The organism is Streptosporangium sp. NPDC005286 (assembly GCF_040607515.1).
Taxonomy (GTDB): Bacteria; Actinomycetota; Actinomycetes; order Streptosporangiales; family Streptosporangiaceae; genus Streptosporangium.
On sequence record NZ_JBEXGU010000098.1, the window covers coordinates 1 to 20,777 of the forward strand.

18 protein-coding genes, 1 tRNA gene and 1 riboswitch are annotated in these 20,777 nt (G+C 71.8%); of the genes, 16 read left to right on the forward strand and 3 right to left on the reverse strand.

Annotated features, from left to right (window positions below):
- Positions 1-103: 103 nt before the first annotated feature.
- Complete coding sequence (locus ABZU75_RS29275) at positions 104-1,402, forward strand: hypothetical protein (protein ID WP_355560888.1); 1,299 nt, start codon at positions 104-106, stop codon at positions 1,400-1,402.
- Between the two features lie 74 nt (positions 1,403-1,476).
- Entirely contained in the window at positions 1,477-1,938 is a 462-nt protein-coding gene (locus ABZU75_RS29280) for a hypothetical protein (RefSeq protein WP_355560891.1), read from the forward strand.
- 108 nt (positions 1,939-2,046) lie between these two features.
- Here the strand turns inward: ABZU75_RS29280 and ABZU75_RS29285 are convergent, their stop codons facing one another.
- On the reverse strand, positions 2,047-2,358 hold the full coding sequence (locus ABZU75_RS29285; protein WP_355560894.1) for a YtxH domain-containing protein: 312 nt from the start codon (positions 2,356-2,358) through the stop codon (positions 2,047-2,049).
- A gap of 173 nt (positions 2,359-2,531) precedes the next feature.
- Here ABZU75_RS29285 and ABZU75_RS29290 point away from each other — a divergent pair.
- From ABZU75_RS29290 to ABZU75_RS29320, 7 genes are all read left to right on the forward strand, one after another.
- Positions 2,532-2,607, forward strand: a tRNA-Asn gene (locus ABZU75_RS29290).
- Between the two features lie 342 nt (positions 2,608-2,949).
- Positions 2,950-4,074: a nitric oxide synthase oxygenase gene (locus ABZU75_RS29295; RefSeq protein WP_355560897.1), complete on the forward strand. Its 1,125-nt coding sequence runs from the start codon at positions 2,950-2,952 to the stop codon at positions 4,072-4,074.
- 235 nt (positions 4,075-4,309) lie between these two features.
- A complete protein-coding gene (locus ABZU75_RS29300) occupies positions 4,310-5,485 on the forward strand; it encodes an agmatinase family protein (protein WP_355560900.1) in 1,176 nt (391 codons plus the stop codon).
- Positions 5,485-6,489: an ABC transporter substrate-binding protein gene (locus tag ABZU75_RS29305; protein ID WP_355560903.1), complete on the forward strand. Its 1,005-nt coding sequence runs from the start codon at positions 5,485-5,487 to the stop codon at positions 6,487-6,489. The genes ABZU75_RS29300 and ABZU75_RS29305 overlap by 1 nt, the downstream gene beginning before the upstream one ends.
- Before the next feature lie 16 nt (positions 6,490-6,505).
- A complete protein-coding gene (locus ABZU75_RS29310; RefSeq protein ID WP_355560905.1) occupies positions 6,506-7,453 on the forward strand; it encodes an ABC transporter permease in 948 nt (315 codons plus the stop codon).
- Positions 7,450-8,217, forward strand: a complete 768-nt coding sequence (locus ABZU75_RS29315; RefSeq protein ID WP_355560908.1) for an ABC transporter ATP-binding protein — start codon at positions 7,450-7,452, stop codon at positions 8,215-8,217. The genes ABZU75_RS29310 and ABZU75_RS29315 overlap by 4 nt, the downstream gene beginning before the upstream one ends.
- Before the next feature lie 75 nt (positions 8,218-8,292).
- Entirely contained in the window at positions 8,293-9,066 is a 774-nt protein-coding gene (locus tag ABZU75_RS29320; RefSeq protein WP_355560911.1) for an enoyl-CoA hydratase-related protein, read from the forward strand.
- 15 nt (positions 9,067-9,081) lie between these two features.
- Here ABZU75_RS29320 and ABZU75_RS29325 read toward each other — a convergent pair whose 3' ends face one another.
- A complete protein-coding gene (locus ABZU75_RS29325) occupies positions 9,082-9,603 on the reverse strand; it encodes a DUF402 domain-containing protein (protein WP_355560914.1) in 522 nt (173 codons plus the stop codon).
- Between the two features lie 52 nt (positions 9,604-9,655).
- Positions 9,656-9,768: riboswitch (SAM riboswitch) on the forward strand.
- A 125-nt stretch (positions 9,769-9,893) separates the two neighbouring features.
- On the opposite strand from ABZU75_RS29325, the gene ABZU75_RS29330 reads away from it, so the two are divergent.
- The 5 genes from ABZU75_RS29330 to ABZU75_RS29350 all read left to right on the forward strand — a co-directional run bounded on the left by ABZU75_RS29330 (position 9,894) and on the right by ABZU75_RS29350 (position 16,917).
- Complete coding sequence (locus ABZU75_RS29330; RefSeq protein WP_355560917.1) at positions 9,894-11,651, forward strand: FAD/NAD(P)-binding protein; 1,758 nt, start codon at positions 9,894-9,896, stop codon at positions 11,649-11,651.
- 68 nt (positions 11,652-11,719) lie between these two features.
- Positions 11,720-13,363 carry an ABC transporter substrate-binding protein gene (locus ABZU75_RS29335; protein ID WP_355560920.1) on the forward strand — a complete coding sequence of 548 codons (1,644 nt, stop codon included), beginning with the start codon at positions 11,720-11,722 and terminating at the stop codon, positions 13,361-13,363.
- The gene (locus ABZU75_RS29340; protein ID WP_355560923.1) at positions 13,360-14,331 is read left to right on the forward strand and encodes an ABC transporter permease; all 972 of its coding nucleotides are present in this window, start codon (positions 13,360-13,362) and stop codon (positions 14,329-14,331) included. Before ABZU75_RS29335 ends, ABZU75_RS29340 begins: the two co-directional genes overlap by 4 nt.
- A 46-nt stretch (positions 14,332-14,377) precedes the next feature.
- The gene (locus ABZU75_RS29345; RefSeq protein WP_355560927.1) at positions 14,378-15,247 is read left to right on the forward strand and encodes an ABC transporter permease; all 870 of its coding nucleotides are present in this window, start codon (positions 14,378-14,380) and stop codon (positions 15,245-15,247) included.
- Positions 15,244-16,917, forward strand: coding sequence for an ABC transporter ATP-binding protein (locus tag ABZU75_RS29350; protein WP_355560930.1), 1,674 nt, complete (start codon positions 15,244-15,246; stop codon positions 16,915-16,917). Before ABZU75_RS29345 ends, ABZU75_RS29350 begins: the two co-directional genes overlap by 4 nt.
- Here ABZU75_RS29350 and ABZU75_RS29355 read toward each other — a convergent pair.
- Positions 16,863-18,119, reverse strand: a complete 1,257-nt coding sequence (locus ABZU75_RS29355; RefSeq protein WP_355560933.1) for an MFS transporter — start codon at positions 18,117-18,119, stop codon at positions 16,863-16,865. The two genes, ABZU75_RS29350 and ABZU75_RS29355, sit on opposite strands and share 55 nt — an antisense overlap.
- A gap of 300 nt (positions 18,120-18,419) precedes the next feature.
- Here ABZU75_RS29355 and ABZU75_RS29360 point away from each other — a divergent pair, with 300 nt between their 5' ends.
- Together ABZU75_RS29360 and ABZU75_RS29365 are read left to right on the forward strand one after the other, a co-directional pair.
- Positions 18,420-18,992: a MarR family winged helix-turn-helix transcriptional regulator gene (locus tag ABZU75_RS29360; RefSeq protein ID WP_355560936.1), complete on the forward strand. Its 573-nt coding sequence runs from the start codon at positions 18,420-18,422 to the stop codon at positions 18,990-18,992.
- Between the two features lie 115 nt (positions 18,993-19,107).
- Positions 19,108-20,772, forward strand: coding sequence for a methionine--tRNA ligase (locus ABZU75_RS29365; protein ID WP_355560939.1), 1,665 nt, complete (start codon positions 19,108-19,110; stop codon positions 20,770-20,772).
- Positions 20,773-20,777 lie beyond the last annotated feature (5 nt).

Genomic DNA, 20,777 nt, shown 5'->3' on the forward strand with positions numbered 1-20,777 from the left:
CCGGGAACCTCGGTTCCCGGGGCCCGCGCCGTTTCGTGGCCCTTTTTCCCGCGTCCGGAAAGGCGGGCTGTTCTCCTGGCCGATACAGGCGCAGACTGGGCGGATGGAGTCGCGAGCGGCGGTCGACGATGCCGCGCTCGGGCGCGAGGCGTGGTCCGTGCTCGACGCGAACTCGACGGGTGCCGCGACCGTGCCCGCGCCGGGCCTCTATCCGCACCAGTGGAACTGGGACTCCACCTTCGTCGCGATCGGCCTGGCCCGCTGGGACACCCGCAGGGCCGGGACCGAACTGCTCAGCCTGCTGGCGGGGCAGTGGCACACCGGGATGGTGCCGCACATCGTCTTCCAGCCCGCCCGCGAGGAGGTCTACTTCCCCGGCCCGGCCGTCTGGCGCTCGACGGAGCACCGGGCCGCTCCCCACGGCGTGTGCACCTCCGGGCTGACCCAGCCGCCGCTGCAGGCGCTGGCCCTGTGGTGGGTGTGGCGGCACGCGGCCGACCGCGACACGGCCGTGGCCCTCGTACGGCGGATCTACCCGATGCTGGTCGCCCAGCACGACTACCTCGCCACGTCCAGGGACCTGGGCGGGGGAGGGCTGGCCGCGATCGTGCATCCATGGGAGTCGGGGATGGACGACAGCCCCGTCTGGGACGCCCCGCTGGAGGCGCTGCCCCCGGTCCGTCACGCCTACCGGCGCGAGGAGCCCTCCCAGTGGCATCCCGACAGCCACCATGACCGCTACATGGCGCTGGTCCTGGGCTACCGGGACTCCGGCTACGACCCGGCCTACCTGAGAGACGAGCACCCGTTCGCGGTCGAGGACCCGATGTTCAACGGGATCTGGCTCGCCTCCTGCCAGGCGCTCGTCGAGCTGGCGCCGGTGGCCGGAGCGGACGCGGGTCCGCACCGGGAGGCGGTGGAGCGGATCCGCGCCGCGCTGCTGGACCGGCTCTGGGCCGACGGCGTCTTCCGCGTCCGTGACCTGCGCGCGGGGCGGCTCAGTTCCATCCGCACGGTCGGCTCCTTCGGGCCGTTGCTCGACCAGGGACTGCCGGCCGACAGGATCGCGGAGCTGGTGGGGGTGTTGGAGTCGGCGAGCTTCATGGGAGCCGCGGGGTACCCGGTGCCGAGCTGTGAGATCCGCGCTCCGCAGTTCGACCGGTCCTGCTACTGGCGCGGGCCGTCCTGGGTGAACACCAACTGGCTGCTGCGGCGGGCGGCGGAGGTGCACGGCCTGGTGGGGCTGGTGCGGGTGCTGGGCTCGCAGACCCTGCGCCTCGTACGGCAGGCGGGTTTCCGCGAGTGCTTCGACCCCTTCGACGGCAGCGGACGAGGCAGCCGGGACTTCTCCTGGTCGGCCGCGCTCACCCTCGACCTGCTCGCGGATACCTTGGAGTGTTGAGGTACGGCCATCGCCGGACACGACACCGAACCATGCGGGGCCGCACCGCGCCTCTCCACGCTGTGAGGATTCAAATGAAGCTCTTCCGTCGCCTGCCCGCCGAGATCCGCGGGACCATCGATCCCGGTGACCGGGTGCTCACCTATGCCGAGGGCCCGGGCGGTTACGTGATCGCCGCGGACAGGGCACTTTACCTGGGCGGCGAGCGCCTGCCCTGGTTCCAGGTGGACCGCGGCGCCTGGGACGAGGAGGGACTGACCGTCGTCACCACCGACGGGCGGTCGTACCGGGCGCTGCTGCCCGAGCCCGGCCGGATCCCCGAGGCCGTGCGGGAGCGGGTGACCGCCTCGATCGTGGTCAACCACTATGTCCCGCTGGACGCGCGAGGGGGAGTGCGGCTGGTGGCGAGGAGGGCCGACGCCGACCGGTTGGTCTGGGAGTTCGTCTTCGACGCGGGTCTTGACCCGGACGACGCCGGGCTGCGCGCTCTCGCGGAGCAGGCGCTTGAGGAGACCCGCAGGAGCTTCGGCGTCTGAGCCGGGGTCTGAGGGTGCCCGGACACGCGAAAGGCCCCTGGAGGGGCCTTTCGCGCCTGCGGGCCGCTCACGGGGCCCGCGGGCGCCGACAGGGCGGCACCGGCAAGATCAGTGGGGCGTGTCGGTCCTCTGGTTCTCCGGCCAGCCGGTGCCCGTGTCGTCGTGCTCGTCGCCGGGCCAGCCGTTCGCCGAATGCAGGAAGGGCAGCCGGTTTCTGGCCGCGTCGCTCACCTTGGTCCTCGCCACGCCGGTGGCCTTGGAGACCTTGGCGCCCATCAGGCCGGCCGTCTCCTGCACGGTGGGGTTGTCGAAGACCCGCTGGGCCATCCTCTTGATCTGCTCGTAACGCTCCCGACCGGCGCGGCTCCCCAGGATGTAGCCGGCCGCGAAGCCGATCCCGAACATCAACCGATAACGCATGTCCACCTCCACAAGCATGTTCCGCCGGTCCCTGTCCTGTGATCACCCGCGGATGGCCATTCGTCTCGCACCTACCCCGGACTATCGATGCGACACACACCCATGGAGTGCGCTAATCTATTCCTGCGCCGCGAGGAACGGGGGACACCCGGTCCGACCAGCGCAAAGCGCAATCCCGTGTAGCTCAATCGGCAGAGCAGCCGGCTGTTAACCGGCAGGTTATAGGTTCGAGTCCTATCGCGGGAGCCAGCGTCAGAGCCCCGGAAGCCCGGCTTCCGGGGCTTTTGGCATCTCATGTCCCGGTTTGGTGGCCTGCTCATGCCCCGATTCAGCGGACAAACCACGGTGAATCACAGAAAATGAGTGAGGCCATGCCCGGTGTCGCCGCGATCGTGGCGAGTGAGCCGGTGCGCGGTCGCCGCGGACCAACAGTGATCGCAGCGGGGAAGGGCCGCCGCGTTCAGGGCACCACGCCGCCCGGAACGGCAGTCGTGCTCGTGAGCCACAATGGGTGGTTTTTCTGTGCTGACCTGGCGAAGGTCCCGGCGGCGTGCGCCGGATCCGTTCCACGAGGTTCCCAAGGTCCCCGAGGTGCCTCCAGCCGACGTGATGGCGGCGGCCGAAGACTACCTGCGGCTGTTTCACGCGGAGAATCCCGGTGCGGGGGTCCTGCGGGAGCGCCTGCGCGAGGTCCGGCAGGAGATCGCCGACACGGGAACGTACACGCACACCAGTGGTGAGCTGGTCTTTGGCGCCAAGGTGGCCTGGCGCAACAGCGGCAGATGCATCGGGCGGCTGTACTGGCGCTCGCTGCGGGTGCGCGACCGGCGGCATGTCACCACGGCCGAGGGCGTCGCCGTCGAGTGCGTGAACCACCTGCGGGACGCGGCGCCCGCCCGCCGGATCCGCCCGACGATCACCGTGTTCCCCCAGGACCGGCCGGGGGCGCCGGGACCGCGGATCTGGAACGAGCAGCTCATCCGGTACGCCGGGTACGCGATGGCGGACGGTTCGGTCATCGGGGACCCCCGCTACGTCGGCTTCACCGCGATGCTGCGCGAGCTGGGCTGGCCCGGCGGCCCCGGAAGCCCCTTCGACGTCCTCCCGCTGGCGATCTCGGTCGGGAACGGGCCGCCGCTGCTGTCCACGATTCCCGGCGACGCCGTGCTGGAGGTCGCGCTCTCGCATCCCCACCACCCGTGGTTCGAGCAGCTGGGGCTGCGCTGGCACGCGGTACCGGTCATCTCGAACATGTGCCTGGAGATCGGCGGCGTCTGCTACCGGGCGGCGCCGTTCAACGGCTGGTACATGGGCACCGAGATCGGCGCCCGCAACCTGGCCGACGCCGACCGCTACGACCTGATGCCGTTGATCGCCCGGCGGCTGGGCCTGAACACCGGCACCGACCGCTCGCTCTGGCGGGACCAGGCGCTGGTGGAGCTGAACGTGGCGGTCCTGCACTCCTTCGAGCGGGCGGGGGTGACGATGACGGACCACCACACCGAGGCCAGGCATTTCCTGATCCACCTGGAGCGCGAGGAGCGGGCAGGACGGGTCTGCCCCGCGGACTGGACCTGGATCGTGCCGCCCATGTCGGCCTCGGCCACGCCGGTCTTCCACCGTTACTACGAGGACAGGCAGCTGTCGCCGAACTTCGTCCACCACGCCGACTCCCTGGAGCGCGCGCTCGGTCACCGGACTGCAACGGGAGGTTAATTCAGGGGAAACGTACCGGCGCTGCACTTGCAGTGACCCACCGAGTGGTGGGGCGCATCTAGGGTTCCGCCGCCGCCGACGCCGGGCGTCACGACCGTGAGGCCGTACGGCGACGGCGCGGGACTGGTCCGAGAGGTGCAGGCGGCCGCGTGGCCGTTCCACGGCGGGACAAAAGCCCGGGAGGCCGGCCGATCCCGGCTGTCCTCCAGCCGGGGTCCGAGCTGATCGGAGCTCCATGCACTGGCACCCGTCCGCTTCCGACCCCGCCCGCCAGGGCCCCTCCGGCGCGGCCCCCTCGGGCCCCGACCGGTACGGTCCCGAGGCCCGCTTCGCCGTCGACCGCGAGGCCGAGCTGCCCACCGCCAACTGGGAGCGCGAGGTCGCCTGGGCCCTGGAGGTGGGCCTGCAGGGCGCCGACTCCATCGTCGACCGGCGCATCCCGACCTTCTCCCGCGGAGAGCTGCCGCACTTCGCCGGGATCAACACCTTCCTCAAGGCTCCGTACGTCGAGGACGTGCGGCGCTGCGGCGCGTACGACGTGGCGATCCTGGGCGCGCCGTTCGACGGCGGCACGACCTACCGCTCGGGCACCCGCTTCGGCCCGCAGGGCATCAGGAAGATCTCCGCCCTGTACGGCCCCTACAGCTTCGAGCTGGGGGTGGATCTGCGCGAGTCGATCACGATGGCCGACCTCGGGGACGTGTTCACCATCCCCGGCAACATCGAGAAGACCTTCGACCAGATCTCCAAGGCCGTCTCGCACGTCTACTCCAGCGGGGCGTTCCCGGTCGTGCTGGGAGGCGACCACTCCATCGGTTACCCGACCGTGCGCGGCGTGGCCGAACACCTGTCGGGCAACCTCGGGATCATCCACTTCGACCGGCACGTGGACACCCAGGAGACCGACCTCGACGAACGCATGCACACCACGCCGTGGTTCCACGCCACCGACATCCCCAACGTGCCGCCGCAGAACCTGGTGCAGATCGGCATCGGCGGGTGGCAGGCGCCCCGACCTGGGGTAAAGGTCGGTCGTGAGCGCGGCACCACGATCATGACGGTCACCGACTGCGTGGACATGGGCATCGAGGCGGCGGCCGAGCGCGCGCTGGAGGTCGCCTGGAAGGACGCCGAGGCCGTGTGGCTCTCCTTCGACGTCGACTGCCTGGACGCCGCGTTCGTCCCCGGCACCGGCTGGCCGGAACCCGGCGGCTTCCTGCCGCGCGAGGTACTGAAGTTCATCCAGATCATCGCCGACGCGGCGCCGCTGGCCGGGATCGAGGTCGTGGAGTGCTCGCCACCCTACGACAACGCGGAGATCACCTCGCTGATCGCCACCCGCGTCATCTGCGACACCCTCGGCTGCCTGGTCCGTTCCGGGCACCTGCCCGCGAGGAAGGGAGCCGCGTGATGCTCCGCCGCCTGCTCGTCTCGCTCTGCCTGCTCGCCGCCTGCGCGGCGTGCGCGTCCGCCCCCGGCGGGTCCGCCGAGCCGGCCGCGTCCGGCGGGAAGAAGGTTCTCACCCTGGGCTTCTCCGCCTGGCCCGGCTGGTTCCCCTGGCAGGTCGCCCAGGAGAAGGGGCTGTTCGCCAAGAACGGCATCGAGGTCGAGCTGAAGTACTTCGACAGCTACACCGACAGCCTGACCGCGCTGGCCACCGGCAACGTCGACGCCAACAGCCAGACGCTCAACGACACCCTCGCCTCGGTGTCCGGCGGGGCGAAGCAGACGATCGTGCTGGTCAACGACAACTCCACCGGCAACGACCAGATCATCGCCAGGTCCGGCATCGCCACGGTGGCCGACCTGAAGGGCAGAACCGTCGCGGCCGAGCAGGGCACCGTCGACCACTACCTGCTGCTGCTCGCGCTGCGGAAGGCGGGGCTGACCGAGAAGGACGTCACCTTCAAGCCGCTGCCGACGGACGCCGCCGCGGCGGCCTTCAAGGCGGGCCAGGTGGACGCGGTCGGCGTGTTCGCGCCCTTCACCACCACCGCCCTGGGGCTGCCGGGTTCCACGGCCGTCGCCACCTCCAGGGACTTCCCCGGCGCGATCCCCGACCACCTGGTGGTGGCCGCCTCGCTGGTCGCCGAGCGGCCGCAGGAGGTGCAGGCGCTGGTGAAGACCTGGTTCGAGACCCTGGAGTGGATCGCGGCCAACAGGGCGGACGCCACCGCGATCATGGCCAGGCGGGCGGGGGTGAGCGAGGCCGACTATGCGAGCTACGACGCGGGAACCACGATCTTCTCCCTGGACGACAACCTGGCCGCCTTCGAGCCCGGCGGCACCGACGACCACCTCGACCACCAGGCCGCCCTGATCGCGAAGTTCCTCGTCGCGTCGGGCCTGGCCGACACCGAGCCGTCACTGGACGGTCTCTTCGAGCCAAGGTTCGTCAGGAGCCTCAAGCCGTGAGTGCGGGAGCGCCGATATGGAGAGCATGCCGGGCGGCCGGTTGCGGCCGGGGCGGGTTCAGCTCGCCCTGCTCGCCACCAGGAAGGTCGCGGCAGTCATGAGCGCGGGGACCGCGGAGCCCGTCGCGCCCCCCGAGGCGGGACGGCGGGCCTGGGAGCCGCTGCCCCGGCGCGCGGGCCGGCCGGGTCCGGCCTGGAAGCGGAGCTCCGGGATGTCCGTCCGTGCCCGCTGGGGCCTGCGGGCGGCCTCGGTGCTGGTCCCGCTCGCCCTCTGGACCGTCGCCGCCATGGCGGAGCTGGTCGATCCGACCTTCCTGCCGTCCCCGCTGGCCGTCCTGGAGGCGTTCGCGGAGATGCTGGGCACCGGCCTGTTGCTCGACGACACCCTCGCCAGCCTCGGCCGGGTCGGGGCCGGGTTCGGGCTGGCGGTGGCGATCTCGGTGCCGGTGGGCGTCGCGATGGGCACCTCGGCCGTGGCGCTGGCCCTGCTGGAACCGGCGGTCGGCCTGCTCCGCTACATGCCGGCCGCCGCGTTCATCCCGCTGCTGATCATCTGGCTGGGTCTCGGCGAGCCGTCCAAGGTCGCGATTCTGCTGCTGGGCGTGGTGTTCTTCAACACGCTGATGGTCGCCGACGCCGTACGGCGGGTGCCGGGCGAGCTCGGCCAGGCGGCCGCCACCCTGGGCGCCCGGCGCGGCGAGATCCTCCGGAAGGTGATCTGGCCGTACGCGCTCCCGGCGGTGGTGGACGCGGCGCGGATCAACGCCGCCGCCGCGTGGAACTTCGTGGTGGTGGCCGAGCTGATCGCCGCCGAGTCCGGGCTCGGCTACCGGATCGTCCGGGCCCAGCGGTTCCTGCAGACCGACAAGATCTTCGCGGTGCTCATCGTGATCGGGGCGGTCGGCCTGCTGATCGACGTCGTGCTGCGCGTGCTGCGCGACCGTCTCGGGAGGTGGACGGCATGACCCTCGTGCTGCGCGGCGTGGCCAAGGACTACGGGACCACCCGCGTCCTGGACGGCATCGACCTGTCGATGGAGCCGGGCGAGTTCGTGTGCGTGGTCGGGGCGAGCGGCTCGGGCAAGTCAACGTTGCTGTCGCTGATCGCCGGGCTCTCCCCGGCCAGCGCGGGCTCCATCACGCTCGGCGGGGCACCCGTCGTCGGCCCCGGTCCCGAGCGCGGGCTGGTCTTCCAGTCGGGAGCGCTGTTCCCCTTCCTCACCGTCGCGGAGAACGTGGCCTTCGGACTGCGGCTACTGCCGATCTCCGGGGCCGACCGGGAGCGGCGGGTCCGCTGGTATCTCGGCGAGGTCGGGCTGTCGTCCCTGGCGGGCGCGCTGCCCCGGCAGCTGTCCGGCGGGCAGCGCCAGCGGGTGGCGATCGCCAGGGCGCTGGCGTGCGAGCCGGCCGTACTCCTGCTCGACGAGCCGTTCGGGGCGCTGGACGTGCAGACCAAGGAGGACATGCAGCTCTTCCTGCGCGAGGTGTGGCGCGACACGGGCACGACCGTGCTGATGGTCACCCACGACGTGGAGGAGGCGGTCCTGCTCGCCCAGCGGGTCCTCGTCTTCGCCTGCGGGCCCGGCAGGGTCGCCGCCGAGGTCCCGATCGACCTGCCCGCCTACCGGGCCCTCGCCGTCAAGCGGACCTCCCTCTTCCTGGGCCTGCGGGCAGGCGTCGAGGACCTGGTCCGCTCGCACATGCTGACACCGGGGAGGGAAAAGGTGTAGAACGATATTCTGTAGCTCTCCGGGCGGGGAGCTCCTGTACGGGAGCGCCCCAAGGGCTTCCGGGAGGGAGAGACGATGGTCGACCTGGTGCTGCCGTCGATCGAGCGGGGCGTGCTGACGCTGACGTTCAACCGGCCGGACCGGCTCAATGCCTGGACCGACGAGATGGGCCGCCGCTACTTCGACCAGCTGGCCGAGGCGGAGAAGAACCCCGAGGTCCGGGTGATCGTGGTCACCGGGGCGGGAAGGGGCTTCTGCGCCGGGGCGGACTTCCAGACGCTCACCGCCATCCGGGACGGCTCGTACGCGGGGGAGCCCGACCGGCGTCCCAACACCTTCCCGACCACGATCCGCAAGCCGATCATCGCCGCGGTCAACGGTGCCTGTGCCGGGCTCGGCATGGTCCACGCCCTGGTCTGCGACCTGGTCTTCACCGCCGCCGAGGCCAAGTGGACCACCGCCTTCGCCCGGCGCGGCCTGGTCGCCGAGTACGGCCTGTCGTGGATCCTGCCCCGCCTGGCCGGGCAGGCCAGGGCCATGGACCTGCTGCTCTCCGGGCGCACCTTCACCGGTGCCGAGGCCTGCGAGCTGGGCCTGGCCAACCGGGCGGTGCCGGGAGAGCGGCTGATCGAGGAGACCCTGGCCTACGCCCACGAGCTGGCGACGTACAGCTCTCCGGCCTCGATGGCCGTGATCAAGCGTCAGATCTGGGGCGACTGGCAGCGAACCCTGGAGGCGTCGGAGTCGGCCGCGGCGCGCCTGATGGTCGACTCCTTCACCCGGCCGGACTTCGCCGAGGGCGTCGCCAGCTTCGTCGAGCGCCGCACCCCCGGCTTCCCGCCGCTTTAGTCACTTCGGCGCATCTCAGCTGACCAGGGTGAGCCAGCGCGGGGCGGCGTCGAAGGGGGCCGTGCGGGCGGTGACGGCCTCCATCAGCCAGGCGGCCGAGGCACGGGCGCTCCGGACGACCTCGGGCGGGTAGGCGTACCTGACCCGGTGCTCCTCGAACTCGTCCTCGTCGTCCAGGAAGACCCGGCTGGTGCGGCCCTTCACCGGGCTCCGGCGCGTCCGGATCACGTCGAGGTCGAGGTCGACCATGGTGACCTCGCCGTCGCTCCACCGTGGCACGGTGGAGATGTCGCAGTAGATCTCGTGCTTGTGCGGGGCGGAGTTGAAGGCGGCGGTCCACCAGGCGTCGCGGGGGAAGAGCATCACGAAGGCGTGCGGGGAGGCCACCTCGGGCCCGTGGCCCTTGCGGCCGACGGAGTTGGCCGCGCAGCCGGTCCACACCCCGTGTTCGTCCTCGCCGAGCAGGAGGCCGCTGTGGTTCCAGTGCAGTGATCCGTCGTATTTGCGGTAGACCACCTTCACCATCTCATAGGACATTCCCCAACATTAAGCCTTGACAGAGATCTATGTATTTCCTACCTTCTAAATAGGTTAAGAGTGTCAGTGCGAAGCCCCGGCTGGCTGACCGGCAACCCTCGCACCGCGGCGGGGTGCCCCCGGGGGAGACCTGGCGGCACGGTCGGCGTGCCGCAAGCGCGGACCCCCTCACCGGGGTCACCGAGACATGTCCGGGAGTGCCACATGTCGAAGACCAGCACACTGAACTGCGCGAGCCCCGTCGACCCCGACACCCACGGCCACTACCGGCCGCACCGTAGAGCCGCCGTATGAGCGCCTCGATCGCCGTCGTCGGCGCCGGCCCGACGGGCACCTGCCTGGTGGAGCGCATCTGCGCCAACGCCGCCGACCTGCTCGGCTGGCCCTCGCTCGACGTCCACGTGATCGACCCCCACCCGCCGGGGGGCGGCCGCGTCTGGCGCCGTGACCAGCCCGAGCTGCTCTGGATGAACTCCGCCGCCGCCGACGTGACGCTCTTCACCGACGAGTCGGTGCGCTGCGAGGGGCCGATCCGTCCAGGCCCCACGCTGGCCGAGTGGCTCGGCGGGGACCCCGGCGCCTTCGCCTCCCGCCCGGCCCAGAACGGCTACCTCTCCCATGTCTTCAGGCACGCGGTGGCGACCGCCCCGCGCGGGGTCCGGGTGCACGTGCACCCGGTCCGCGCCGTCGATCTCGCCGACATCCCCGGCGGCCAGGCGGTACGGCTGGAGGACGGCCGGACGATCGAGGTCGACGCGGTGATCCTGGCCCAGGGACACGGCGACGTGACCCCGAGCGGGGAGGAGCGGGCGCTGGCCGACCTGGCCGCGCGCGGCGGGCTGCGTTACCTGCCCACCGGATACGCGGCCGACCTCGACCTGGACGGCATCCCCGCCGGAGAGCCGGTGATCGTGCGGGGGATGGGGCTGGCCTTCGTCGACCTGATGGTGCTGCTCACCTCGGGCCGGGGCGGCCGGTTCGTCCGCGAGTACGACGGGGAGCTGGTCTACCTGCCCGGCGGGCGGGAGCCCCTCCTGCACGTGGGATCGCGGCGCGGCGTGCCGTACCACTCCAAGACCGGCTACCCCTTCAGGGGCGCAAGCCCGCCGGTTCCGCGCTTCCTCACCCGCGAGGCGCTGGGCGAGGGCCCGTGGAACTTCCGCCGGGACGTGTGGCCGCTGGTCGCCAAGGAGCTCGCCTTCGCGTACTACCACGAGCTCATCACCGCCCACCCCAAGCGCGCCAGGCTGGACTGGGCGGCGTTCGCGGAGGCGTTCGCCGACCAGGAGTGGCGCAGCCCGGGCATGCGCAAGCTGATCCGTACGGCCGTGCCCCGGCACCTGGACCGGCTCGACTTCGACCGGCTCGACCGGCCGTTGGAGGGCATCAGGTTCGGTGACCGGGCGGGGCTGCAGAAGTGGATGCACGGCTACCTCGCGGTCGACCTGGAACGGCGCGCCGACCCGGCGCACAGCGCCGACCACGCCCTGATCCTCGGGCTGCTCTCCGTCTACGGGATCCTGGCCGAGCTGGGCATCTCCGATCCGTGGTTTCACGGGTTCTTCAGCTACCTCGCCAGCGGCCCGCCGGGACCCCGGCTTGCGGAGCTGCGCGCCCTGGCCAAGGCAGGGGTGGTCACCTTCCTCGGCGCCGGCCTCAAGGTCGACCACCACGAAGGGCGCTGGCGGGCACAGAGCCCCACCGTGCCCGGCGGCGTGACGGCCACGACCCTCGTCGAGGCCAGGCTGCCCGCGCCCAGCGTGAGCCGGGCCACCGACCCGCTCATCGGCGCGCTCCGCGACCGGGGCGAGCTCGACGAGAAGTCGGGGCTGGTGAACGTGCGGGCCGCGGACCGCCGCCTGGTCGACAGGTCCGGCACCCCGCACTCGCGCAGGTTCGCCTTCGGCCCCTGGGTCGTCGGCGGCCAGGTCACCGGCGGTTTCGCCAGGCCCCGCCGCAACGCCCCGCTCTTCCGCCACGCCGACGCCCTCGCCCGGATCGTCCTGTCCGAGGCCGTCGGCACCCAGATAAGGCGGCACGTCGCGTGAACCCCGCGACAGATCGCATGGACCCGGTCCCGAACGAGCACGACGCACCACAGCACAAGGAGAAGAACGTGAAGTTGCGATGGGGCGCTCTGACGCTCGCCGGGGTGCTGGCGCTCGCGGCCTGCGGAGCCGAGAGCGGGACCCCGACCACGGCGGCCGGCGCGAAGGGCGGCACCGGCGGCGACGGAGGATCGCTCGTGTGGGCGGTGGAGACGCAGCCGATCACCTTCAACCCGCACCAGTGGGGCCAGAACAAGGCGCGCCTCCTGGTCCACAACCAGTTCGACGCGTTGATCGCCCGAGGCGGGAACGGTGATTTCCTGCCGTGGCTGGCCACCTCCTGGCAGGTTTCCAAGGACGGTCTGACCTACACCTTCGAGCTCCGTGACGACGTGACCTTCCACGACGGTGAGCGGTTCGACGCCGCCTCGGTGAAGGCCAACCTCGACCAGCTCGTCTCGCCCGGCTACAACGCCGCGGTCAGCGCCATCCAGCTGCGCAACTTCGACCACGCCGAGGTGAGCGCCCCGTACACCCTGAAGGTCACGCTGAAGGCCCCGGACGGACTGTTCCTGGACTTCCTCTCCTCCCCGCTCGCCGGCCAGGTCTCCCCGAAGTCGCTGAAGAACGCCAAGGACCTCAAGGCGGGCGGCGTCGACGTGGTCGGCACCGGGCCGTTCATCCTCGACCGGTTCACCCCCGGCCAGGAGGTCCACTACCGGCGCAACCCGAACTACAACTGGCCGCCCGCCGGCGCCGCCCACCAGGGGCCGGCACACCTGGCCGAGGTCACCTACCGCTTCCTGCCCGAGGCGGCGGTGCGGGTCGGCGCGCTCACCTCCGGGCAGGTACAGGTGATCGAGGGCGTGCCCGCCACCGAGATCGGCCTCATCAAGGGCAACCCGGAGTTGAAGCTGGAGACCAGCCTCAACTCCGGCAGCGCGTTCTCCTACTACTTCAACGTCTCCCGCCCCCCGTTCGACGACAAGCGGGTCCGCGAGGCGTTCCGTGACGCCGTCGACGTGGACGCCGTGCTCAACTCTGTCTACCAGGGCACCGCCAAGCGGGCCTGGAGTGTCATCGGCCAGGGCAGCCCGCAGTTCTACGACCCCTCGCTGGAGAACACCTTCGGCAACGACCCGGCACGGGCCAACAAGCTGCTCGACGAGGCCGGCTGGAACGGACGTGACGCCGAGGGCTACCGGGTCAAGGACGGCAAGCGGCTGACGGTCCGCACGGTCAGCGCCGCGCCGTTCGTCCGCGACCGCCGTGACATCCTCGCCCAGGCCGTCCAGGCGGCGGTCAAGCAGAGCGCCGGCATCGACTTCCAGGTCAAGCTCGTGGACCAGGGCACCGCGCAGAAGGCGGCCGACGAGAACGAGTACGAGATCTTCGAGAACTCGCGCGGCGACACCGACGCCGGGGCGGCGCTCAACCTGATCCTGCCGAAGGGCGCCGCGATCAACCGCACCAGGTTCGAGAGCGCGGAGCTGGACAGGCTGCTCGCCGACGCGTCGGCGGCCTCCGACCTCGCCGAGCGCAAGGAGCTCTACGCCAAGGTGCAGAAGACCGTGGTCACGGACGAGGCGCTACTGCTCCCGCTGTACGTGCCCGCAGACCAGATCGCCTACGGCGCGGGCGTCACCGGCATCACCTTCGAGCCGGTCTCCGGCACCCCCAACAGTGCTTATGACCTCCGGATCGGGACATGAGCACCCTCATACTCACCCGGCGGCGGGGGCTGGCCGCCGCCGGGTGGCTCGGCCCGGTGGCCAGGCGGCTCGGAGCGGGTGTCGCCGTGCTCTGGGCCGCCGCCACCGCGGCCTACCTCGCGCTGATGCTCGCCCCCGGCGACACGATCGACGTGCTGATCGGCGACGGTCTCGACACCCCCGAGCGGCGGGCGCAGATCATCGCCGAGTGGGGGCTGGACCGCTCCCCGCTCCAGCAGTACGGCGACTACCTGCTCCGCCTCCTCCAGGGCGACCTGGGCCACTCCTACGTCCTGCAGCGCGGTGTGGGGGAGATCCTGGCCTCCCAGATCTGGCCGACGGTCCAGCTCGCGCTCACCGCCGCGACCTTCGGGGTGCTGCTCGCCCTGGTGCTCGCCCTGGCCACCGCCGGGCGCCGGTCCTGGCTCGGCGGTCTGGTCGGACTCTCGGAACTGGCCGTCGTCTCGGTCCCGCCGTTCCTCGTCGGCATCCTGCTGCTCGCCGTCTTCTCCTTCACCCTCGGCTGGTTCCCCGTCTCCGGTGACCGGGGGTTCGTCTCGCTCGTACTGCCGGGACTGGCGCTCGGCCTGCAGATCGCCGGGGTGCTCGGCCAGGTGCTCCGCGAGGGCCTGGAACGCGCGCTGGAGGAGCCGTTCGCGGTGACCGCGCGCTCGCGCGGCATCACCGAGTGGCGGCTCGTCGCCCGGCACGCCCTGCGCCACGCGCTGCTCCCCGCCGTCACCCTCACCGGCTGGTTCACCGGCTTCCTGCTCGGCGGCGCGATCATCGTGGAGGCCGTGTTCGGCCGCCCCGGGCTCGGCCAGATCACCGTCGGCGCGGTGAACAGCAAGGACCTGCCCCTGGTGATGGCGGTCGTGCTGATCTCCGCCCTCGCCTACGTGACGGTCAGCACGATCGTCGACCTCGCCTACCTCGCGATCGACCCCCGCCTGAGGAGGAGCAGATGAAAACGCCGATGGCGCCCCGGTCGCCGTACCGTCCGGGGAGAAGCCGATGACGACGGTCGCCGAGATTCCCGGTGTCGTGACCGCGGCTCCCGCCCCGGCGCGGCGCCGCCACGCCTTCAGGGTGCCGCTGGCCGTGCCGCTGCTGTTCCTGGCGGTGGCCGCGGTCGCCGCCGTCGCGCCCGGCCTGCTGACCGGTGTCGACCCGCTGGCCGCCGACCCGCTGCACGCGCTCGCCGGGCCGAGCGCCGAGCACTGGTTCGGCACCGACCATCTCGGCCGCGACGTGCTGTCGCGCGTCGTCCACGGCGCCGGGCACTCGCTGAGCATCGGCGCCGCCGCCATCGGCCTCGCAGCCGGGGCAGGTGCCCTGCTGGGCGTGCTGGCCGGACTGTCCCCCCGCTACCTCGACGAGCTGCTCAGCCGCCTGTTCGACGTGGTGGCCACCTTCCCGGAGTTGCTGCTCGCCCTGCTGGTCATCGCCGTCACCGGTCCGGGAACCGGCAACGTGATCCTCGCGATCGGCATCGCACAGATCCCCAACTATGCCCGCGTGATCCGTGCCCAGACGTTCGTGGTGCGCCGCTCCGGCTACGTCGAGCAGGCGGTCACCTTCGGCCTGGCCAGGCCGGTGCTCGTCGCGCGCCACGTGCTGCCCAACGTGCTGGGTCCGCTGCCGGTGCTCGCCACGATCGGCATGGGCACCGCCATCATCGCCACCTCAGGTCTCAGCTTCCTCGGCATGGGGCCGCAGCCGCCCAGCCCCGAGTGGGGCTCGATGCTGTCGGAGGCCCGTAACTACCTGCGCGTCGCCTGGTGGACCGTGCTCTTCCCCGGGCTCTCCGTCACCCTGACCGTCATCAGCCTGACGCTCGTCGGGCGCCGCCTGCAGCGCCGTTTCGAAGGGAGAGACCGGTGAGCCTCATCGACATCGAGGACCTGCGGGTCGGCTTCCCCGGGGCCGGGGTGGAGGCCGTACGGGGGGTGAGCCTGTCGATCGAGGCGGGCGAGTGCGTGGCGATCGTCGGGGAGTCGGGCTCGGGCAAGAGCGTCACGGCCAGGACCCTGGTCGGGCTGACCGGCCCCGGTGCCTCGGTCACCGCCTCCCGGTTCACGGTCGACGGCCGGGACGCGCTCGGGTTCGGCGCCCGGGACTGGCGGCGGCTGCGCGGCCGGTTCGCCGGGTTGGTGCTCCAGGACGCGCTGACCTCGCTGGACCCGCTCCGCACCGTCGGCGACGAGATCGCCGAGGTGCTCGCCACCCACGATGTCGTACCCCGTGCGGCCCGGAGGGAAAGGGTGCTCGAGCTGCTGGACGCGGTCGGGGTGCCGGAGCCGGAGGTGCGCGCCCGGCAGTACGCCCACCAGCTGTCCGGGGGGTTGCGCCAGCGGGCCCTGATCGCCTCCGCCATCGCCGCCGATCCGCCACTGATCATCGCCGACGAGCCGACGACGGCGCTCGACGTCACCGTGCAGGCCCAGATCCTGCGCCTGCTCGCCGCCCGCAAGACCACCGGGACCGCACTGCTCATGATCAGCCACGACCTCGCCGTGGTCTCCGCCATCGCCGACCGGGTACTGGTCATGAAGGACGGGGTGATCGTCGAGGAGGGGGAGACGGGGCGGGTGCTGGCGCGGCCCCGGCACGACTACACCAGGCTGCTGCTCGCGGCCGTACCCTCCGCGATCTCGCGCGGCACCCGGCTGTCCGCCATCGCCGCCGGGGGCGTCGCGCTGCGCACCCCGCTGCCGGAGCGGACCGTGGACCACGCCGCGCCGATTCTGGAGGCCTCGGGGCTCTCCGCCGCGTACGGCTCGCGCACCGTGGTCGACGACGTGTCCTTCGAGGTCTTTCCCGGCGAGACGCTCGGCATCGTGGGGGAGTCCGGCTCCGGCAAGACCACGGTGGCCCGGCTCGTCCTCGGCCTGCTCGAACCCGCCTCGGGAGAGGTCCTGCTGGGCGGTGAGCCCTGGTCGGGCATCCCCGAGCGCGGACGACGCACCCGCAGGTCCCGCATCCAGGTGATCTCCCAGAACCCGCTCGGGTCGTTCGACCCCCGCTACACGGTGGGCCGTCTGGTCGCCGAACCGCTCCGCGGCGCCTCCTCCGGGAGCGGATCCCACCGCGGGGCCTCCTCCGGGAGTGGTTCCCGTCGCGGGGCCCCGGCCTCGTGGCGGAAGGACCGGGTGGCCGAGCTGCTCGACCGGGTCGGGCTACCGGCCGACGTCGCGGGACACCATCCCCGGCGCCTGTCGGGCGGCCAGCGCCAGCGGGTGGCCATCGCCAGGGCGCTGGCCACCCGTCCCGACGTGCTCGTCTGCGACGAGCCGGTCTCCGCGCTGGACGTGTCGATCCAGGCCCAGGTGCTCGACCTGCTCGCGGAGATCCAGGCGGCGGACGGGACCGCGCTGATCTTCATCTCGCACGACCTGGGGGTGGTCCACCACGTCGCGGACCGGGTGCTGGTCATGCGCGCCGGGCGGGTCGTGGAGGAGGGGTATGTGGATGAGGTGTTCTTCCTGCCCGAGCACGACTACACCCGCGAGCTGCTCGGCGCGGTGCCCAAGCTGGTCTCCGCGGGGCCCTGACCGAGAGCGCGGACGTCGGGCAGGAGCAGGACGCCCAGGCAGGAGACGGCCAGCAGCGCCGCCGCCCCGTAGAGGGTGGCCGCCGCGCCCGCCGCGCCGGCCAGCGGTCCGGCCAGGGCCATGCCGAGGGGCGTCAGCCCGAGGGAGAGCAGCCAGTCGTAGGCGGACACCCGTGAGATCGCCTCGGTGGGGATGTGTTCCTGCACGGCGGTCTCCCAGAGCGGGGACATGAATGCCAGGCCGCCGGTCGCCAGCCCGAAGGCCGCCGCGACGGCGAGCGCGGGCGCGCCGGCGGCGAGCAGGGTCAACGGGAGCGCGCCGAGCGCGAGCGCGATGTTGGCCACCACCAGGGGGCGTCGGGGCCTCGCCCGGAGTGCCAGCAGCGCGCCGCAGAGGGCGCCGACCGTGCCGCCCTGCACGATCGTGCCCCAGGCGAGCTCACCGCCGAGGCTCGTGACGGCGATTACCGGCCCGATCGTGATCATGGCGCAGCGGGCCAGGTTCCACAGCGAGTGGCCGATGAGGTTCGTCCAGTACCACCGGTGGCTGCGCAGCAGCGCCCAGCCCTCGGCGAGCTGCCTGAGGAACCGCTCGTGCGGCACGGGCGGGATCGGCCCGAGCCGGAGGCGGCCGAGCAGCACCGCGCTGGTGGTGAAGGTCGCGGCGTCCAGCAGCAGTGCCCAGCCGGGGCCGGCGGTCAGCGCGAGGGCGGTGGCGATCCCCGGGCCGAGCAGTACGGACCCGCGCTGGGCGATCGCCATGAGCGCGTTGGCCCCGGGGAGGTGCTCGGCCGCCACGGTGGCGGGCACCAGACCGGTCGTGGCGGGCAGGAAGAACGCGGAACCGGCGCCGGAGATCGCGGCCAGTGCCGCCAGGTGGACGATGTCGACGGTGCCGGTGACCAGCTCGACGCCCATGGCGGCGTGGGCGAGGCCGCGGACCAGGTCCGCGCCGATCATCACGCGACGGCGCGGCAGCCGGTCGGCCCAGACGCCGCCGGGCAGCATCAGCGCCACCATGGCGATCGACTGGGCGGCCAGTACCACCCCGAGGTCGGTGACCGAGCCGGTCGCGGTGACGATCGCCAGCGCGAGGGCCACCGAGGTGACGGAGTCGCCGAGGCTCGACAGGGTCTGGCCGGCCCACAGCAGGCGGAAGCGGGGGTCCCGTAAGGGGACCCAGGAGTCTCGCAGGGGGGTCATGGGGCGAAATTACTACGAAATCAAAATATATGCATCCGTATAAATGATGACCCGATGGAGCGCCGTGTCACCCGAGGGCGACCGGGACGGTGCCCGGCATCGCGGCGGCGAGGGGTCGCGGGTGTCCACCGTGATGACGCCGTGATGACAGCCGTGATGACAGCCGTGATGACAAGGGGGCATTGGTGCACTGGCCCGTCAGGGCCGCGGGCGACCGCCTCGGCGGCGCGGGGTACCGGTTCGGGGTGCCGCCGGGGCCGAGGCCGGGCGCCGCGACGAGGGCCGCGTTACCCTGTGGGCATGTCAGAGCCTGACTCCGTCGACCGGCACATCGCGCACTGGTCCCGGGAGCTGTCCGACCTCGACCCGCAGATCGAGGGGATCTTCACACGGATGCAGATGATCGTGCGGCTGCTCAGGCGCAACAAGGACAGCTGGCTGGCCGCCGGAGGACTCAAGCACTGGGAGTTCCAGGTCCTGCAACACCTGGTCGCGGCAGGGCCGCCCTACCGGGCGACCCCGTCCCTGCTGGCCGAGTGGCTCGACACCCACCCGGCCACGATGACCAACCGGCTCGACCGGCTGGAGCAGGCCGGATACGTCGACCGCGTGCACGACCCCGGCGACCGCCGCCGCCTGCTCGTCGCGCTGACCCCGGCCGGGCGTGCGATCTGGCAGGAGCGGATGGACGACAGCGGCCTGGAGGAGCAGGTCCTGCTCGCCCCGCTCGACTCCGGCGACCGTGAGCTCCTCGACGACCTTCTACGCCGGATGGTCCGCGCGGCGGAGGCGGGCGGACCGCCGCTGATGCCCGACTGGCCGTCAGGCCCGGACGCGGAAAACCGCATGTCGAACCGGAGAACGGGTGGCTAGCATGAGAGCATGACCTTCTTGGTGATGCTCTCCCCCGCAGCCGGGGTCACCTGACGTCTTCTTGAGGCCCTGAAACGGGGCCTTGATCTGTTTTCGGGCTCCAGCGGAGGTTCCGATGTCCCGAATCCTGCTCACCACGACCATCCCGTACGTCAACGCCCGTCCCCACCTGGGCTTCGCCCTGGAACTCGTCCAGGCGGACGTGCTCGCCAGGCACCACCGCCTGCTCGGCGACGAGGTCAGGTTCCAGACGGGCACCGACGACAACTCGCTCAAGAACGTGCGGGCCGCCGAGGCCGAGGGGATCGCCGTACGGGATCTCGTCGACCGCAACGCCGCCGAGTTCGCCCGGCTGGCGGGACCGCTCTCGCTCTCCTGCGACGACTTCATCCGTACCAGCGCCGACCCCCGGCACCGGCCCGGTGTCGAGCGGTTCTGGCGGGCCTGCTCCGCCGACCTGTACCGCAGGCACTACGAGGGCCTCTACTGCGTCGGCTGCGAGCAGTTCTATCCGTCCGACGAGCAGTGCCCCGAGCACGACGCCCCGCTCCAGCGCGTGTCCGAGGAGAACTGGTTCTTCCGCCTGTCCCGCTACCGCGACGAGCTGTACGGCCTGATCGACAGCGGCCGCATTCGCGTCGAGCCCGCCGAGCGCCGCAACGAGATCCTGGCCTTCATCGCCGCAGGGCTGTCCGACTTCAGCGTCTCCCGCTCCCAGGCGCGGGCACGCGGCTGGGGCATCCCGGTGCCGGGCGATCCCGGACAGGTGATCTACGTGTGGTGGGACGCGCTCGGCAACTACCTGACCGCGCTGGACTACGCGAAGGGAGAGCACGACCACTGGTGGTCCGGCGCCGACCGGCGGATCCACGTGCTCGGCAAGGGCGTCCTGCGCTTCCACGCGGTCTACTGGCCGGCGATGCTGCTGTCGGCGGGGGAGTTGCCGCCGACGGACATCCTGGTCCACGACTACCTGACCGTGGACGGCCGGAAGATCAGCAAATCGACCCTCTCCGGCGGTGTGGGCGCCTCCACCGGAGTCCTCGACGTCTCCGGCGGCCCCGGCGCTTCGGGAGGCCTCGATGCCTCCGGCCGCTCCGGTGGCGGCTTCGCGGGAACCGATCTCTCGGCCGTCGACCCGGTCGGACTCGTCGAGGCGTACGGCGTGGACGCGGTCAGGTGGTGGCTGCTGCGGGAGGTGCCCAGGGTCGGCGACGTCGACTTCACCGCGAGGCGGCTCATCGCCCGCCACGACGGCGAGCTGGCCGACGGGCTGGGCAACCTCGTCAACCGGGTGGTCAGCATGGTCCACCGCTACCGGGACGGGATCGTGCCCGAAGAGCGTGAGACTGCTCTGGACGAGGTCAGAGGTCAGGCCCGAGGCGTGATGATCGAGGCCCTGGAGGCGTTCGACTTCCGCGCGGCCACCGTCGCCGTCTATGCGGTCGCCGAGGAGGCCAACCGGTACGTCAACCGCACCGAGCCGTGGCGCCTCGCCCGTGAGGGCTCGCCCCGGCTCGATGCGGTCCTCGGCACCCTGGTCGCCACCTGCAGGGAACTGGCGGACCTGCTGGCCCCCTTCCTACCGGACGCCTCGGCGCGGATCGCCGGCCAGTGCAGGGGAGAGCGGCTTGCCGACCCGGTTCCGCTCTTTCCTCACCACCGCCCTCGGGGTCCCGCCCCGGCCCGTGCGGAACAGCGGAACGAGGACGCGCGGCTGACGTCATCCGTGTCCGCACCGCACTCAAACACCGTCACCGCGAGGAAAGCCGGCGGGTGAAGCGG